Source organism: Stenotrophomonas sp. 05N37 (assembly GCF_056397365.1).
Genome location: NZ_JBFTNG010000001.1, coordinates 94,280 through 109,259 on the forward strand (window position 1 = coordinate 94,280; position 14,980 = coordinate 109,259).

At 68.8% G+C, this 14,980-nt stretch carries 10 protein-coding genes; 9 read left to right on the forward strand and 1 reads right to left on the reverse strand.

What is annotated here, in order from left to right; translation table 11 throughout:
* Positions 1 to 285: 285 nt before the first annotated feature.
* The 5 genes from AC1DGC_RS00435 to AC1DGC_RS00455 all read left to right on the forward strand — a co-directional run bounded on the left by AC1DGC_RS00435 (position 286) and on the right by AC1DGC_RS00455 (position 9,674).
* Entirely contained in the window at positions 286 to 4,215 is a 3,930-nt protein-coding gene (locus AC1DGC_RS00435; RefSeq protein ID WP_478046972.1) for a hypothetical protein, read from the forward strand.
* Positions 4,216 to 4,342: 127 nt separating this feature from the next.
* On the forward strand, positions 4,343 to 4,699 hold the full coding sequence (locus AC1DGC_RS00440) for a bleomycin resistance protein (protein ID WP_394163478.1): 357 nt from the start codon (positions 4,343 to 4,345) through the stop codon (positions 4,697 to 4,699).
* Between the two features lie 343 nt (positions 4,700 to 5,042).
* Positions 5,043 to 6,809, forward strand: coding sequence for a sensor domain-containing diguanylate cyclase (locus tag AC1DGC_RS00445; protein WP_478047463.1), 1,767 nt, complete (start codon positions 5,043 to 5,045; stop codon positions 6,807 to 6,809).
* A 114-nt stretch (positions 6,810 to 6,923) separates the two neighbouring features.
* On the forward strand, positions 6,924 to 9,080 hold the full coding sequence (locus AC1DGC_RS00450) for a methyl-accepting chemotaxis protein (RefSeq protein WP_478046973.1): 2,157 nt from the start codon (positions 6,924 to 6,926) through the stop codon (positions 9,078 to 9,080).
* Positions 9,081 to 9,197: 117 nt separating this feature from the next.
* The gene (locus AC1DGC_RS00455) at positions 9,198 to 9,674 is read left to right on the forward strand and encodes a hypothetical protein (RefSeq protein ID WP_478046974.1); all 477 of its coding nucleotides are present in this window, start codon (positions 9,198 to 9,200) and stop codon (positions 9,672 to 9,674) included.
* A gap of 54 nt (positions 9,675 to 9,728) precedes the next feature.
* On the opposite strand, the gene AC1DGC_RS00460 is transcribed toward AC1DGC_RS00455, so the two are convergent.
* Entirely contained in the window at positions 9,729 to 10,019 is a 291-nt protein-coding gene (locus tag AC1DGC_RS00460) for a hypothetical protein (RefSeq protein ID WP_394163470.1), read from the reverse strand.
* A 236-nt stretch (positions 10,020 to 10,255) separates the two neighbouring features.
* Here AC1DGC_RS00460 and AC1DGC_RS00465 point away from each other — a divergent pair, with 236 nt between their 5' ends.
* The 4 genes from AC1DGC_RS00465 (at position 10,256) to AC1DGC_RS00480 (ending at position 14,760) form a co-directional block, all read left to right on the forward strand.
* Positions 10,256 to 10,426 carry a CsbD family protein gene (locus tag AC1DGC_RS00465; RefSeq protein WP_259203067.1) on the forward strand — a complete coding sequence of 57 codons (171 nt, stop codon included), beginning with the start codon at positions 10,256 to 10,258 and terminating at the stop codon, positions 10,424 to 10,426.
* Between the two features lie 222 nt (positions 10,427 to 10,648).
* A complete protein-coding gene (locus AC1DGC_RS00470) occupies positions 10,649 to 11,083 on the forward strand; it encodes a DUF2946 family protein (protein ID WP_478046975.1) in 435 nt (144 codons plus the stop codon).
* 253 nt (positions 11,084 to 11,336) lie between these two features.
* The gene (locus AC1DGC_RS00475; protein ID WP_478047464.1) at positions 11,337 to 13,310 is read left to right on the forward strand and encodes a TonB-dependent receptor; all 1,974 of its coding nucleotides are present in this window, start codon (positions 11,337 to 11,339) and stop codon (positions 13,308 to 13,310) included.
* 1 nt (position 13,311) lies between these two features.
* A complete protein-coding gene (locus tag AC1DGC_RS00480; protein ID WP_478046976.1) occupies positions 13,312 to 14,760 on the forward strand; it encodes a PepSY-associated TM helix domain-containing protein in 1,449 nt (482 codons plus the stop codon).
* Positions 14,761 to 14,980: the final 220 nt, after the last annotated feature.

Consider the following 14,980-nt stretch of genomic DNA (forward strand, 5'->3'; position numbering starts at 1 on the left):
GCAGTGCCATCGACCCGACCAACGCACCCGCCCCCCCTTTCTGCGGTCACGCAGATACCGCGATCGCGGTGCGTCTACTCGGCGCACGCCTCCGCGCGTCCGGTTTCACGGACGGCCACCCTATGTTCGTCGCCTTCGCCATCCAGCCGCCGGGCCGCGCAGGGCCAACCGGATTGACTGCCGCTGTCGCGCTCCGCCTAGAATGTGACGGCAGCGTGGGGAATACGCCGCCGTCATCCTGCGCCGGTCGCGCCGCGCGGGTCACCTCAACAACATGGATGTCCCATGCAAGACACCGCTTCCCTGTCGCGCTTCTATGCGCTGCCCGTTACTGCCGCGATTGCCGCGGCGATCGATACGGATGTCTCCCAGGCCGACCTCGACGACCTGGTCCACGCGCACCTGTCGCGCAACCCGCTGTACTTCGGCGGCATCGACAAGACCCTGTCCGGCTTCGTGGTGCTCGACGACAGCGGCGACAACTACACCCTGCTGGACCTGCGCGGCGACGGCAGCGTGTGGTGGCAGGATCACGAAACACGGCAGCTGGAGCTGCGCTTTGCCAGCCTCGAGGACTATCTGGCCTGCCGCGCCCGGCTGGCCAGGGGCGAAGACTCCGAAGCCGCGTTGCTGGCCGAATACGCCTGCACGCCCGACGCCCGGGCCGGCGACAGCCCCGCGCTGCTGGCACGCTACCAGTGGCTGATGCACGCCCTCGCGCTGCCCGCCCGCGACCCCCAGGGCAACGCCCTGCACAGCCCCAACACCCTGGCCGTCGACGCGTACACCTGTTACATCCCGCTGTTCCCCGAGCAGGGCGACGACCAGCGCTGCTTCCGGAAGGAACTGCCACGCCTGGCCGGCGACCCCCACCTGGCCCTGTACTGGCTGCTGCACGCCAGCCTGCTGGGGCAGGACGCGCGCCTGGCCAAGGTGCTGGCGGCCATCGGGCCGACCGAGGTGCCGCTGCTGCAGGCCTTCGTCGCCGTGTTCGGGCACCTGGCCGATGACGCCGACATCGCGGTCGTCCCCGGGTTTGCCCACCGTCGTGCGCGCCTGCTGATCCTCGCCCAGATCGACACGGCTGCACCGCTGCAGCAACGGCTGCGCGCCATGGCGGTATCCCCGCACACCGTCGGCATGGAGCTGGTGGACGAGCTCACCCTCGCGCTGCAGAACGACCCCGACGCCTTCGATGCCGCGCAGGCCCTGCAGTCGCTCGACCGCATCCAGGCGGACGCGACGGCGGTGTGGGCGCTGCGCGCCTACCTGCAGAACCACCTCGGCCAGCCCGCCGGTGCCGCGGCCGACCGCGCCACCCGCCTGATGGCCGCCACCGCGCACGCCCCGCTGGACGCGGTGAAAACCCTGCATCCCATCCTGCCGCTGATCAGCGATGGCGATGCCCTGCTGCAGGTGGTCACCCCGTTGCTGGCATGGGACGACCTGATGACGCGCGTGCTGGACATGCTCGAGCACGCACAGACCCTGCTGGGCGCGGAGGTGATCGCCGCCGAGGCACGGGCACACCTGCGCCACCTGGCCGACGACCTCCTCACCATCTGGGATGCGCCCAGCTTTGCCGAGGGCGTCGCGGCCGCCGCGCCGGCCACCCGCGAAGCCATGGCCATCCGCCTGACGCGTCGTCCGGAGCTGGCCGACACCGACGAAGACCGCGAATGGGCCATCCGCTTCGTGCTGGGCAGCCCCCTGCACAGCCGTGGCGCGCTGCTGCAGCGCGCCCTGCCGCAGCTGGCGCCGCGCCTGCAGCGGCGTCTGCTGCCGGACATCTGCGCGAGCATCACCGATCCGGGTGACGGGCTGGTGCCCATGCTCATCGCCCTGATCGGCGAGGAGCCACCCGCGGGCGACATCAGCGCCGAAATGGATGCCGACGCGCGAGCCGACGCCGTTCTTGCGGGCATGCAGACGCTCTGGGGTGATGCCCGCCTGTTCGAGCCGCTGATGGCGCTGCTAGCGCGGGCACCGGTGAAGAGCGTGCTGGTGGACCGGCTCGGGCAGGCCATCCAGGCATTCCAGGTCGCGCTGGACACCGCCCAGCGCCAGCGCCTGTTCCACTGGGCCCTGGCGCGCGTGCAGGCGCGCCAGGACGACCATTGGTCGCCGCGCGTCCTGGACGGCTTGGGCACGCCCGACCTCGCCCCCGCCCTGCGCAAGGCCCTGCAGGCGGAATCGGCGGCCATGGCCGCCGGCCAGCCGGCCAGCGAGGCCGTGCTGTCCAGCCTGTACAACAGCCTGGGCGAGCTCGGCAAGCAGGATCCCGATACCGCCAGCTTCCTGATCGATCGGCTTTGGGAAGAACAGGCCTACGTGCGAGGCGTCTACTGGGCACTGCACGGTTGCTGGTCGCCGCCGCTGCATGCGCAGGTCATGCAGCGCCTGCGCGAATCGCCCCACATCGCCGCTGCCGCCACCTACTGCGTCAGCGTGCATACCTGGGACAAGCGCACCCAGCCGGCCCTGGACGTGGCCGCGCTCGTGCTGGACTGGCCGTTGCCGGACGACAGCGCCTCGCGCGCGCAGCTCAAGTACCTCCTGCTGCTGGGTAGCTCGCTGGCGCTGCTCCAGCAGCAGCCGGCCCAGGTACGCGCCTTCCATCATCGCGCCACCGCCATCGACGGGCCCGCACGGGAACCCGGTGCGCGCACCGATGCCGCGTTCGATCCCTTCAGCACGGCCGATCTGCAGGCCAGGCTGCAGGACGCGCTCGATGGCAAGGCCGAACGCGAACTGGTCAGCCTGCATGCGCGCCTCCAGCAGGCGCGTGCCGACGGCACGCCGGACACCCGCATCACCTTGCAGGCCCTGGGCCAACTGGCGGGCGGCACCGCCGCGTTCGCCTGGTGCCGCGACCCTGCCAGCGGCGCCACCCTGTTCCAGGACGTCCTGGGCAACACGCACTACTTTGACGGTTACGCCATCGTCGCCCCGCCCTTCCAGCTACAGGGCTACACGTTGCGCGACGAAGGCCCGGCGTTCTTCCACGACGCGACCGAGGTCTCCGAACGGTGGATGTGCTGGAAGGGCGAGACCTTCTATGACTGGACCCGCCTGGGCGCCGCCATCAACGTCATCCACGGCGAAAACAATGCCGCCGGCCAGGTCAACCTGGCACTGCGCTTTGCCAGCGCTGCCGAGGCGGCGCAGTGGTTTGCCACGGTCACCGCCAACCCGCCCAGAGCGTTCGTGGCCTGCGACCCCTGGTACCGCGCCGGCCATGGCGAGGTGTCGCGCACCCTGCGCAACCCGCGCAAGCCCGGTGGCACCTACCTGCGCCTGCGCAACCAGGCCTGGACCGGCGCCGACGGCAATCGTCTGCTCGGCGATGCCGCGCTGGCCGCGGTGAACGCGCTGGAAGTGGACGCACGCCGCGCGGGCGGCTTCACCTACACCATCGAGTACCAGGACGACTTCAAGCGGCCGCAGGATCTGTCCGTTCTGGACTGGCTCGCGGAAGTGCGCGCCGTCCACGCCGGCACGCTGGCCGAATCACTGGAGCAGACCGTGGACGTGGTGGTCAGCTACCTCGCCGCGCACGTGCTGCAGCCCGCGGGTACCGCCCTGGGCGTGCGCCGCGACGGCCCCGCCAGCGCGGCCGACATCGACGCGCTGGCCGCCTCCCGCCGCCACCCCCTGCCCGCCGCGCTGGTGGCGTACTGGCAGCACCATGCCTGCACCGGCTGGCACTACCCCGGCCATGGCCGCCGCCTGCTGTCACCGGCCGAGATTCTGGCCAGCGCCGCCGTCGATGGCCACCGGCCGCTGGTGGTGGACGCCCATGGCCAGCCGCAGTGGCTGCTGGCTGACGCCGAAAATGAAGACCAACAGGTGATCCCACTCGATCCTGCCGTGGACAGGCGCTACCAGTACAGCGCCCATGGCGGGGTGCGCACCGCACTGGTGGACACCCTGCTGGATGCCCTGGACCGCGACGTCGCCGACATCGCCCTGCTCTGGCATGGCCAACGCGGCGACGCGGACGTCGTGCGCCTGCAGCTCGCCAGCGAGCGCGAGGTCACCACCCTGCGCCTGGACCGCGATGCCTGCGTGCTGGCCATCCGCAAGGGAAAGCGCGGCCAGCCAGGCCGGGTCCGCTTCCAGCACCTGGCCACGCCTGCCAAGGCCGCCGCGGCGTTCGACAAGGCACGCACGGTGGCCGAGGCCGCAGGCCAGCAGGCACAAGCCACTGCATAAAGCGGAGGGGGCCGGCTGCCGCAGCCGGCCCCCTTTGCTTGCCCGCGGCATCGCAGGTAGACAGCCAGGCCGCGCCCACGGCGCTACCATCAGCCACGCCCTGCCCCCCCTGCCTGCCGAGACCGCCATGCCACAGACCGTCATCCCCCAACTGCGCATGACCGATGCCGCCGTCAGCGTACCGTTCTACCAGCGCATGGGCTTTGCGATCGACTGGGAACACCGTTTCGAACCAGGCATGCCACTGTTCGTGCAGATCAGCCGCGAAGGACAGCTGTTGTTCCTCAGCGAACATGCCGGCGACTGCGAACCCGGTGGCGCGGTGTATTTCCACGTGCCGGACGTGGATGCGCTGCATCGCGCCTTCGCGGCAGCCGGCGTCGCGGTGTTCCGCGCGCCGGCCGACGTGCCGTGGGGCGGGCGCGAAATGATGGTTGTGGATCCGGACCACAATCGGTTGCGGTTTGCTACGCAGGGGCAGTGAGCCACGGAGGGCGGCGCGATAGGACGGCGCGCCCGTCATCCGCCGCATAAGGTCGATGTGCGCCCCGCACCGTCAACACCTTGACGAATTGCGTCACCTTTCCGGCACGCGCTGCGCGGCGCAGCAGGCATGTCGCGCCTGGCGTTGAATAATTCAGCCGACTGCGCGGTCGGGTGAATCCAAATGGCCCCGGGGCTCGTACATAGGCGGCGATGGGGAAGAAAGCGGACGGCGATGCAGCGCACGTTCGCCGCTCCATCGCACTCCCCCCTATGGCCGAAACGCGATGAGCCCCCCCGTCACCCAGGAAGATGAAAGACGCGCCGTTCTCGGCGCGATGCAGATGACCGATGTCGGTGCACTTCCCTCGCTGGACCACATCACCCGCCTTGCCAGTTACACCTTCGACGCCCCTGTCGCCTTCGTCTCGCTGCTGGGCGATGTGGAACAGCGCTTCGTGTCCCGGATCGGGCTGCCGGTGGCCAAAACGTGCATCCGCGCGTCCATCTGCGCCCACGCCATCACCGCCAATGACGTGTTCGTGGTCGCCGACCTGAAGGCCGATCCCCGCTTCCAGGACAACCCGCTGGTGGTCGGTGCTCCCCACCTCCGCTTCTATGCGGGCGCGCCCCTGGTGGCCAGGAACGGGGTGGCCATCGGCGCCCTCTGCATCATGGACTCCACGCCCCGCGTGTTCCTCCCGCGCGACTGCGAGCAACTGGCGAGCCTGGCACAGCTGGTGATGGGGCAGTTGGAGCTGCGCAACCTGTCCGGCCGGCTGGACCCGGTCAGCGGCCTCCCCAGTCGCCACCAGCTGCATGCCGATTTCCCCGGCATCGTCGCCTCCGGCGCCACCGGCACGCACTACGCCGTGGTCGTGGACGTGCTCGACATCCCCCGGGCCAGCCAGGTCGGCCAGGTGCTTGGACTGCAGCCCTTGGAGGCGCTGATACGGCGCGCCGGGGTTCGCCTGCGCACCGCGCTGGACGGGTTCGCCACGGTCTACCACGTGGGGGTGACGCGCTTCGCCTTCATCGTAAGCATGTCCAGCACGCGCCAGGTCGAAAGCCTGGTCCTGGAGTTGCGGGGTCGCATGCTGCGTCCGCTGATGGCTGCCGCCGTGCCCATGTCACCGCGTTTCCATGCCGGCGTCTGCCCCATCGAGAGTGGCGAAGGCAGCCACGAGTTGCTGCGGAAACTGCTGGTGGGCCTGTACGATGCGTTCGACGCGGGCCGCACGCTGTGCTGGTACTCCGCAGCGCGGGATCAGTCGGTCCACCGCGCCTACCGCCTGGCCTCGGATGCCGAGCGTGGCATTGCCAACGGCGAATTCCACCTGGTGTACCAGCCCCGTTTCGACGCCACTTCGCGCAATCCCGTGTCCGCCGAGGCACTGATCCGGTGGAACCATCCCGTCCTCGGGCCCATCAGCCCGCTCGAGTTCATCCCGGTGTTCGAACAGACTGCGCTCATGGCGCTGGTCACCGACTGGGTGCTGGATGCGGCGCTGGACCAGCTGCAGGCGTGGCGGACGCAAGGCGTGGAGGTTCCCCTCTCCATCAACCTGCCCAGCAGCTATCTCACCAGCGGCACTGCCTGGGAGGTCATCCGCGCGAAGCTGTCGCGTCGCGCCATTCCGGTTGCGATGGTCGAATTCGAGATCACCGAGGGCGAGTGGCTGGGCCCCGACTCCCCTGCCGTCGCGCAGATCCAGGCGATGACCCAAGCAGGCGTCAAGATCGCCGTCGATGACTTCGGCAGCGGCTACAGCAATTTCAGCTACCTGTCCGACCTGCCGATCCGCACCTTGAAACTGGATAAATCCCTGATCGACGGCATCGGCACGGATCCGCGCGCAAGGGCGAAAGTCTCGGCGATCCACCATCTCGCCCACGAACTCGGCTACCTCACCGTGGCCGAAGGCGTGGAGCATCAGGAACAGCTCGACGTGCTGACGGCCATCGGCCTGGACCAGATCCAGGGCTATCTGCTGGCAATGCCTGCGGACGCGTCGGCGATTGCAGACCTGTTTGCCCGCGCGCGACTGCCGCTGCTGTCCGCGCTGGAGCATGCCCATCACCCGCGCGTCACAAATTGTATCGCTACGTAAACGCAGGCCCGCCTGCCTTTTAAGCGCACCGCGCTGCCGCCGATATCGGTTGTCCACCGCGCAACTTTAGCGCTCGACATCCCATCCCCGCCCTCTCCCCAGGCTACCCCCACCATGCACCTTGTCAGCAAACTCCGCGTCGGCCAGCGCATGACCGTCGGCTTCTCCGCCGTCATCGGCCTGATGGTCGTGTTGACCCTCATCGGCATCCATCGGGTGCACCTCATCGAGAATGACCTGCACACGATCAACGACGTCAACGCCGTCAAGCAGCGCCTGGCCATCAATTTCAGGGGCAGCGTGCATGATCGCGCGATCGCGCTGCGCGACGTCGTGCTCAGTGACGACCCGCGGGCCAGGACCGAGTTCACGCGCCAGATCGATCGCCTCGCCCACGATTACGCGGCCGCCGCCACGCCCCTGTCGGCGATGATCGCGGCGAGCACCGACGGCAAGGAAGCCGGCCTGCTGGACGCCATCCGTGCCAACGAGGTCGCCACCCTACCCCTGCTGACCGACGTCAGCAGGCGGCGCGAGGCGGGCGATGTGGAGGGGGCCAAGGCGCTGATGCTCACCCGGGCCAAACCGGCCTTCGTGGCGTGGTTGGCCTCGATCAACGCCTTCATCGACTGGCAGGAGGCCAAGAGCGCCACCACGGCGGAACAGGTGACGGCCACCGCGCGCGGCTTTGCCATGCTCATGATCGGCGCCACGGTGCTGGCACTGGCGCTGGGAACGGTCATCGCCATCGCGCTGACGCGCAGCGTGGTCGGCCCGTTGCGCACGGCCCTGCAGGCCGCCCGGGATGTCAGCCAAGGCAATCTGGACACGCCGATGGGCTCCGGTCGGGGCGACGAAGCCGGCCAGCTGCTGGAGGCCATGGAGCAGATGCGCCAGCGCATCCGGCGCGTCATCACGGAACTGGGCGACATGACGGCCCGGCACGAACGGGGCGAAATCAGCTACCGCATGGACGCCAGCGCCTATCCCGGCGAATTCGGCGTGATGGTGCGCGACACCAACGATATCGTGGACGCCCATATCGCCATCAAGATGCGGCTGGTGCGCCTGATCGGGCGCTACGCGGTGGGCGACCTGGCCGACGACATGGAACGCCTGCCCGGCGAAAAGGCGATCATCACCGAGACCATGGACCGGGTGAAGGCCAACCTGTCCGCCATCAACCGCGACATCCGCCAGCTCACCCACGCCGCGTCCGAGGGCAATTTCTCGGCACGCGGCGAACCGGAGGCCTATGAGTACGACTTCCGCGCCATGGTGGAGAACCTCAACGGCCTGATGGGCACCGCCGAGCAGAACCTCTCGGCACTGTCCACGTTCCTCAACGCGGTCGCATCGGGCAACCTGGCGGCACGCATGGAGGGCGACTTCCGCGGTGTCTTTGCCGCCATGGGCGCCGATGCGAACCGGACCGCCGGCAATCTGGCTGATATCGTCCGCCGCATCCATGTCTCGTCCGAGTCGATTACCGATGCGGCGACCGAGTTGTCCAACGGCAACCAGGACCTGTCCAAACGCACGGAACAGCAGGCCGCCAGCCTGGAAGAAACCGCCGCGTCGATGGAAGAACTGACCTCCACCGTCAGGCAGAATGCCGCCTCGGCAGACCAGGCCAATCGCCTGGCCATCGACGCCGCCGTGGTGGCCAGTCGTGGCGGGGAGATCGTGGGCGAGGTCGTCAGCACGATGGACGGCATCGAAACCGCCTCCCGCCGCATCGCCGACATCACCACCGTGATCGACGGCATCGCCTTCCAGACCAACATCCTCGCCCTCAATGCCGCGGTGGAAGCCGCGCGCGCCGGCGACCAGGGGCGTGGCTTTGCCGTGGTCGCTGCCGAAGTGCGCAGCCTGGCGCAACGCGCGGCCGGTTCGGCCAGGGAGATCAAGGCACTTATCGACGACTCCTCGGCCAGGGTGGCCGAGGGCTCCCTGCAGGTGCGCGCCGCGGGTGCCACCATGGGCGAGGTGGTGACCAGCGTCCAGCGGGTGACCGACATCATGCAGGAGATCTCCGCCGCATCGCGCGAGCAGGCCACCAGCATCGAGCAGGTCAACGCGGTCGTGGGCCGCATGGATGAGACCACGCAGCAGAATGCCGCCCTGGTCGAAGAAGCCGCCGCGGCCGCCGCCGAACTCAATGTCCAGGCGTCGGGGCTGCGGCATGCGGTGGCGGCGTTCACCCTCGAGCCGGTCGCCGTGCGTCGCCACGCCCGCCTGCCGCATGCGCAGGCCGTGGCGGCCTGCTAGGCCGGCCACCCTCGATGATGAACGAACAAGGCAGGGCAACCGGCCACTGCTTGAAACCCCGGCCCTGACCCGCATTGATGGAGAGCGCCCGCGGTTGGGCGCTCTCAGGAGAAATGCATGCCGCACCATGAAAAGATCGCCATCGCCGGCGTCATCGAGCACGTCTTCGCCCATCGGTTCACCGTGATGTGCGACCAGCAGGCCTACCTGGCAGACCTCGGCCCGAAGGGCGCGGAGGCCTTCGCGCTCGCGCCGGGGCTGGCCGTCCGCCTGGAAGGGGAGCAACGCCCATCGGAAATCAAGGTGGCCCGCATCGCCAGGAAAGGCGGGAGCTTTGTCGAGGTGGAACACAAGAAGCCGCATCACGGGCCCAAGCACGCTCACCCCGATGCACCTGCGGATGCTCGCAGCGTCGTGGCGGCGGTGAAGAAGGCCGGCTGGACGGTCAGCGGCACACCGCAGCGCAAGCCGAAGCACTTCGAGCTGCTGGCCCAGCGTGACGCGGGCGAATGGACCGAGCTGCACGTGGACTTCGCCGGCGCGATCTACAAGCAGGCGCCCGCCAGCGAGTCAAAATGGGACCTGCCCTCCTGATCTGCAGGTGACACGCGACACCCGCGCCCTGGATCCTCCAGGGCGCATTGCGTGTCAGGCCGGTTGCGCGCGCCATTGGCGCAGCGCCGCGCCGCGCAGCGATTGCTGGCCGCACCCGGTGGGGCAGCGCAGCACGCGCGCTACCGACGTGCTCACGAAACCCTGCCCCTCCTGCGCCTTGAAGATCACCTCGCAGGACAGGCAGCGCGCCACCATCGAATACAGGTGCACGATGCGGCCGCTGCAGGGGTCCTGCAGCGCGCTCACATCCAGCAGATCGAAGTGGCAGCTATCGGGCATCGCGCGCCGCGGGAGCGGATGTGAAACGAAGGTCTGCTGGTTCACGCGGGCGCGCCATGGAGGGTGGGATGCAGGCCACTCTAGGTGCCGCGATGTGGAGCGCGGGTGCAGAGGCGATGCAGCCCACGCGAAGCCCGCACCCGGAAACATGCACGCGCGCTGCGCAACCCTGAACCGTTGGGGATGGGTTTGCGCAATCCGCCGATATTTCACTCACGCCACACGCCCCCTGCAAGCAGCATGGCCACGCCCACTCAGGGCGACATAGCGAGATACTGCACATGGACAAGAACCGTACCGAAGGTGTCAAGAACCAGGTCAAGGGCACCGTGAAGGAAGTCGCCGGCAAGGTCACGGGCGACAAGGGCCAGGAACTTGAGGGCAAGGTCCAGAAGAACGTGGGCAAGGTCCAGAGTGAAGTAGGCAAGGCCAAGGACGACGCCCGTCGCTGACGCAGGCGCGCTGCTCCTGCGCTTCGGCAAAGGAGCAGTGGCTGTCGCGCCGCGCCGGGATCGCCCCGCGCTGCACAGCATCCCCATCCAGGTGCGACAAACCGTCGCAATCCGGCGTAAACCCGGCCTGATTCCCGTGTAGGGCGCCGGATATGGCCTAGAATCCGGGCGGTGCGCGCACCCGTTCTCCACCGCTGGCTTCACGCCTGGGCATGCCTGGCCATGCTCCTGATGGTGGTCGCCCCGCTGATCAGCCGGGCACTCGCGCATCCTGTACCAACTGCGTTGCAAACCCCACACCCGATGGCGGTGCATCACGCGTCGTCCGGCCCCGTGACCCCGGCTGCCCACCCCATGCATCACGGCATGGCGCATGACGGCACGGCGCATGGCATGGATCACCACGCAGAGGCTGCGACCTCCAAGGCAGCGACGACGCCCGCGTCCCCCGATCCCCACGCCGAGCATGACATGGGCGTGGACTGCGACTACTGCCTGATCGCGGCGCGGATGATCAGCCTGCTGGTCGCCCTCCTGTTCTGGAGTGCGCTGTGGCCGGCGATCCTGCGCGCGTTGGCCGGGCGGGTGGTTGCCCGGCGCGCTCCTCCCACGGGCACGCTGGGAGCACGCGGCCCGCCAGCCGCCCTCGGCTGCTGATCCGGCAACGGGCACGGGGCGCACGCACCGCGCCTTACCCGACCCTTGCGTCCGCACGCCCCGCTTCGGCGTGGAGGCATGTGCGGCGTGCTGGATCCAGCACGTGTTTTCCAGCCTCCGGCTAGCACGCCGGCTCTTCTGCCTGTCTCGATCACCCGGTGGTCGCGGCATCTCGACGCTGTGCACCATGAACACACTTCCCCTTCCCCGCCTGCTTTCCCAGGCGATCCTGGCCGCACTCGCGTGCGCGGCCATGCTGCCATCGCGGGCCGTTGCCCAGGACGGCACCGTACTCACCCTGGGCACCGTCCAGGCCCGCTCCGCTGCCGACCGCGAGCTGTCGGCGCGCTCGGTATTCACCTCGGTGGACATCATCGGCGGCGACCTGCTGCAGCAGCAGAAGGTGGATCACAGCTGGGAGCTGCTGACGAACGCGCCCGGCGTGCAGGTCACCCAGTTCAAAATGGGCACCGATGCAGGCCGCTTCTCCTTCCGGGGCTTCAACGGCGAAGGCCGCATCAACGCGGTCAAACTGCTCATCGACGGCATCCCGAGCAACGACAATGCCGGCGGCATGCCGTACCTCGACGCTGTATTCCCGCTGGATATCAGCGCGATGGAGATCGTGCGCGGCACCAACGACGCCCGTTATGGCCTGCACGCCATCGCCGGGGACGTGAACGTACTCACCCGCCAGGGTGGCAACGACGGCCAACTCAGCGTCACCGTCGGCAGCTTCGGCACCCGCGACGTGCAACTCGCCAAAGGATTCGAGACTGGGGCCTGGTCGCAGAACTACTTCGTCGGCTGGCGCGGCGCGGACGGCGAGCGCGACCACGCCGATGGCACCCAACGCAGTTTCGCCGGCAAGTGGTTCTACACCGATCCCGAGGACCGCTGGCGAGCGGGCCTCAGCAGCCGCTACTACAAAAACGCCGCGCTGGAAGCCGGCTACCTCAGCTACCCCGAGGTGCAAGCGAATCCCAACCAGTCCCCGGCCTACGCCCGCGATGACCGCAGTGAGCGCGAGACCGTCCAGACCGCCCTGCATGCCGATGGCGCGCTTGGCAGCGCCGGTCACTGGAACGCCAAGGCCTACCAGAACAGCTACCGCAACCAGCGCTGGGTCACCTTCACCGCCGGCGGCGCGCAGCAGGAGCGCTTCAACGATGAAACCCAGCGTGGGCTGATCCTCACCACCACGTGGCGCCCCAACACCGCCTTGGCCGAGGTCGTGCTCGATGCCGGCGTGGACGGGCAATGGCAGGACAACACCGCGCGCCGCTACCGCACCGCGGCACGCGAGCGCCAGGCGACGCTGCGCGACTGGGATTTCGACCTGGACACCCGCGGCGCTTACGTGCAGGCGGTGATCCGCCCCGTCGATGCACTCAAGATCGTGCCAGCCTACCGCGTGGACCACATCGACGGCGATTTCCGCGCGGTTGCCGCAGGCACGCGCGCCCCGGTGTACGACTACGGCCTGATCAGGCAGCCCAAGCTGAGCATCTCCTATGCCGTAGGCAGCCACACCACGGCCTACGCCAACTGGGGCCGCACCTTCCAGATCGGCAGCGGCAATGGCGCCTACCGCACCCAGCCCGGCAATCTGTCGGCCTCGATCAACGAAGGCTGGGAGACCGGGCTGACGTGGGCGCCCGTGCAGGGCCTGCAGACCCGCCTCGCCTACTGGGAACAACACGCCTCCGACGAGGTGGCCACCATCCTCGGCGTCAACGGCAGCGTAGGCAGCAACGAGGTCGGCAACGTCGGCAAAACCCTGCGCCGCGGCTGGGACGCGCAGCTCACCTGGCAGGCCAGCGCGGCCTGGCGCGCGTGGGCGTCGTACTCGCGACAGAAAGCGGTGATCCAGATACCCGACCCCGGCGCACCGCAGACCCGTGGCCGGCAGATCGAGAACGTGCCGAACTGGCTGGCCACCGCCGGCGTGGAATATACGCCCACCCCCGATTGGACCTTCAGTGCCTGGGGCAACGGCCAGGGCGACTACTTCGTGGAGCGCACCAACACGTTGGGCCGTTACGGCGGCTATGCGCTGTTGAACCTGAGCGCCAGCTACCGCCTGGATGCGCGCAACAGCCTGGCCCTGCAACTGAAGAACGCCACCGACCGGTTCTACGTCTACGCGTGGTATGACAGCGGTTCGTCCGGCTACTCGCCGGGGGACGGCCGCGCGCTCTACCTGAGCTGGACCCGGGAGCTCTGACATGGATACCGCTACCTCGCCGCCGTCGCCCGATCGCTGGCGCTTCTACCGCGCGGTGTGGCGCTGGCACTTCTATGCCGGGCTGTTCGTGCTGCCGTTCATTGCCTGGCTGGCGCTGACCGGTGCGGTCTACCTCTACCAGAAGCCGATAGACCGCTGGGTCCATCATGACCTCAAGGTCGTGGAGGACCCGCGGCACGCCCGCACACGTCCCAGCGCCCAGATCGCCGCCGTCACCGCCCTCACCCGTGGCGAAGTGTTCCGCTACACCACCCCGGAGCGCCGCGATGGCAGCGTGGAAATCGGTGTGCTGGAGGCCAACGGTCGGCGCGAGGTCTACTACGTCGACCCCGCCTCGGCGCGCATCCTCGGGCACCTGCCGGACAAGGGCACGTTCGCCGGCGTCGTACGCCGCCTGCACAGCCTGGACCTGCTCGGCGACTATGCCCGTGCGCTGATCGAGATCGCCGCCGGCTGGGCCATCCTGCTGGTGTTGACCGGTGTCTACCTGTGGTGGCCGCGAGGGCGGAAAGGCGGCGTCAGCACGGTGCGTGGGCGGCCGGGCCAGCGCCTGTTCTGGCGCGACCTGCATGCGGTGACCGGCGTCTGGGTAGGGCTGGTGCTGCTGTTCCTCGCGGTCACCGGCATGCCCTGGTCGGTGGTGTGGGGCAAGCAGGTCAACGCGTGGGCCAACGGGCAGGACTACGGCTATCCGGCCGGCGTGCGCGTGCAGGTGCCGATGTCGCATCAGCGGCTGGCCGACGCCAGCACGCCCACGTGGTCGATGCAGCAGGCGCAACTGCCGGTGTCCTCCCTGCCCCACGCCGACCACGCTCCCGTTGATGGCCACGGCGGGAACGCCGGGCACGCCGGGCACGAGGGGCACGGCGGAGGCGCACTGGGCGATCTCTCCGCCCAACCCGGCAGCATCGGCATCGACGCGGCGCTGCAACGCTTCAACGGCCTCGGCCTGGCACCCGGTTACAGCGTGGCGCTGCCGCGCGGTCCGATGGGCGTGTATACCGCCTCGGTCTACCCCGAGGACCTCGCAGGCCAGCGCGTGGTGCACCTGGACCAGTACAGCGGCCGCGTGCTGCTGGACATGGGCTACGCCGATTACGGCGCGCTGGGGCGTGGGCTGGAATGGGGGATCAACGTGCACCTGGGGCAGGAATACGGCACGGTCAATCGCCTGTTCCTGCTCACCGCCTGCGCCGCGATCCTCATGCTGTGCATCAGCGGCGCGGTGATGTGGTGGAAGCGGCGGCCGATCGGCAACATGGGCGTGCCTGCATTGCCCAGGCAACGGCGAACGGTGGCCATCGTGTTCGCGCTGCTGTGCGTTGGCGGGGTGCTGTTCCCGTTGGTAGGTGCGTCGCTGCTGGTGGTGGGCGTGCTCGATTTCATTGTCAGCGGCGGGTGGGGCGCTGTGCGTCCGGTTCGCCATTGACGTGCCCGCGCAATCCCTTGCCAGCACCAGCAACGCGGTGCGCGCGCGGCTGCCACGAAGAATGATGCGCTGATCGTGCTGCGTGAGATCGGCAGCCATGGGCGGAGCTGCGTTGAACGTTACCTGCACAGACCACCACCTTCCGCCCAACCTGCAACAGCAAATCGCCGGGAGAATGCGCTGGGTCTGTTTGCCGGGTGCAGCGCCTCGGCGCCACGCC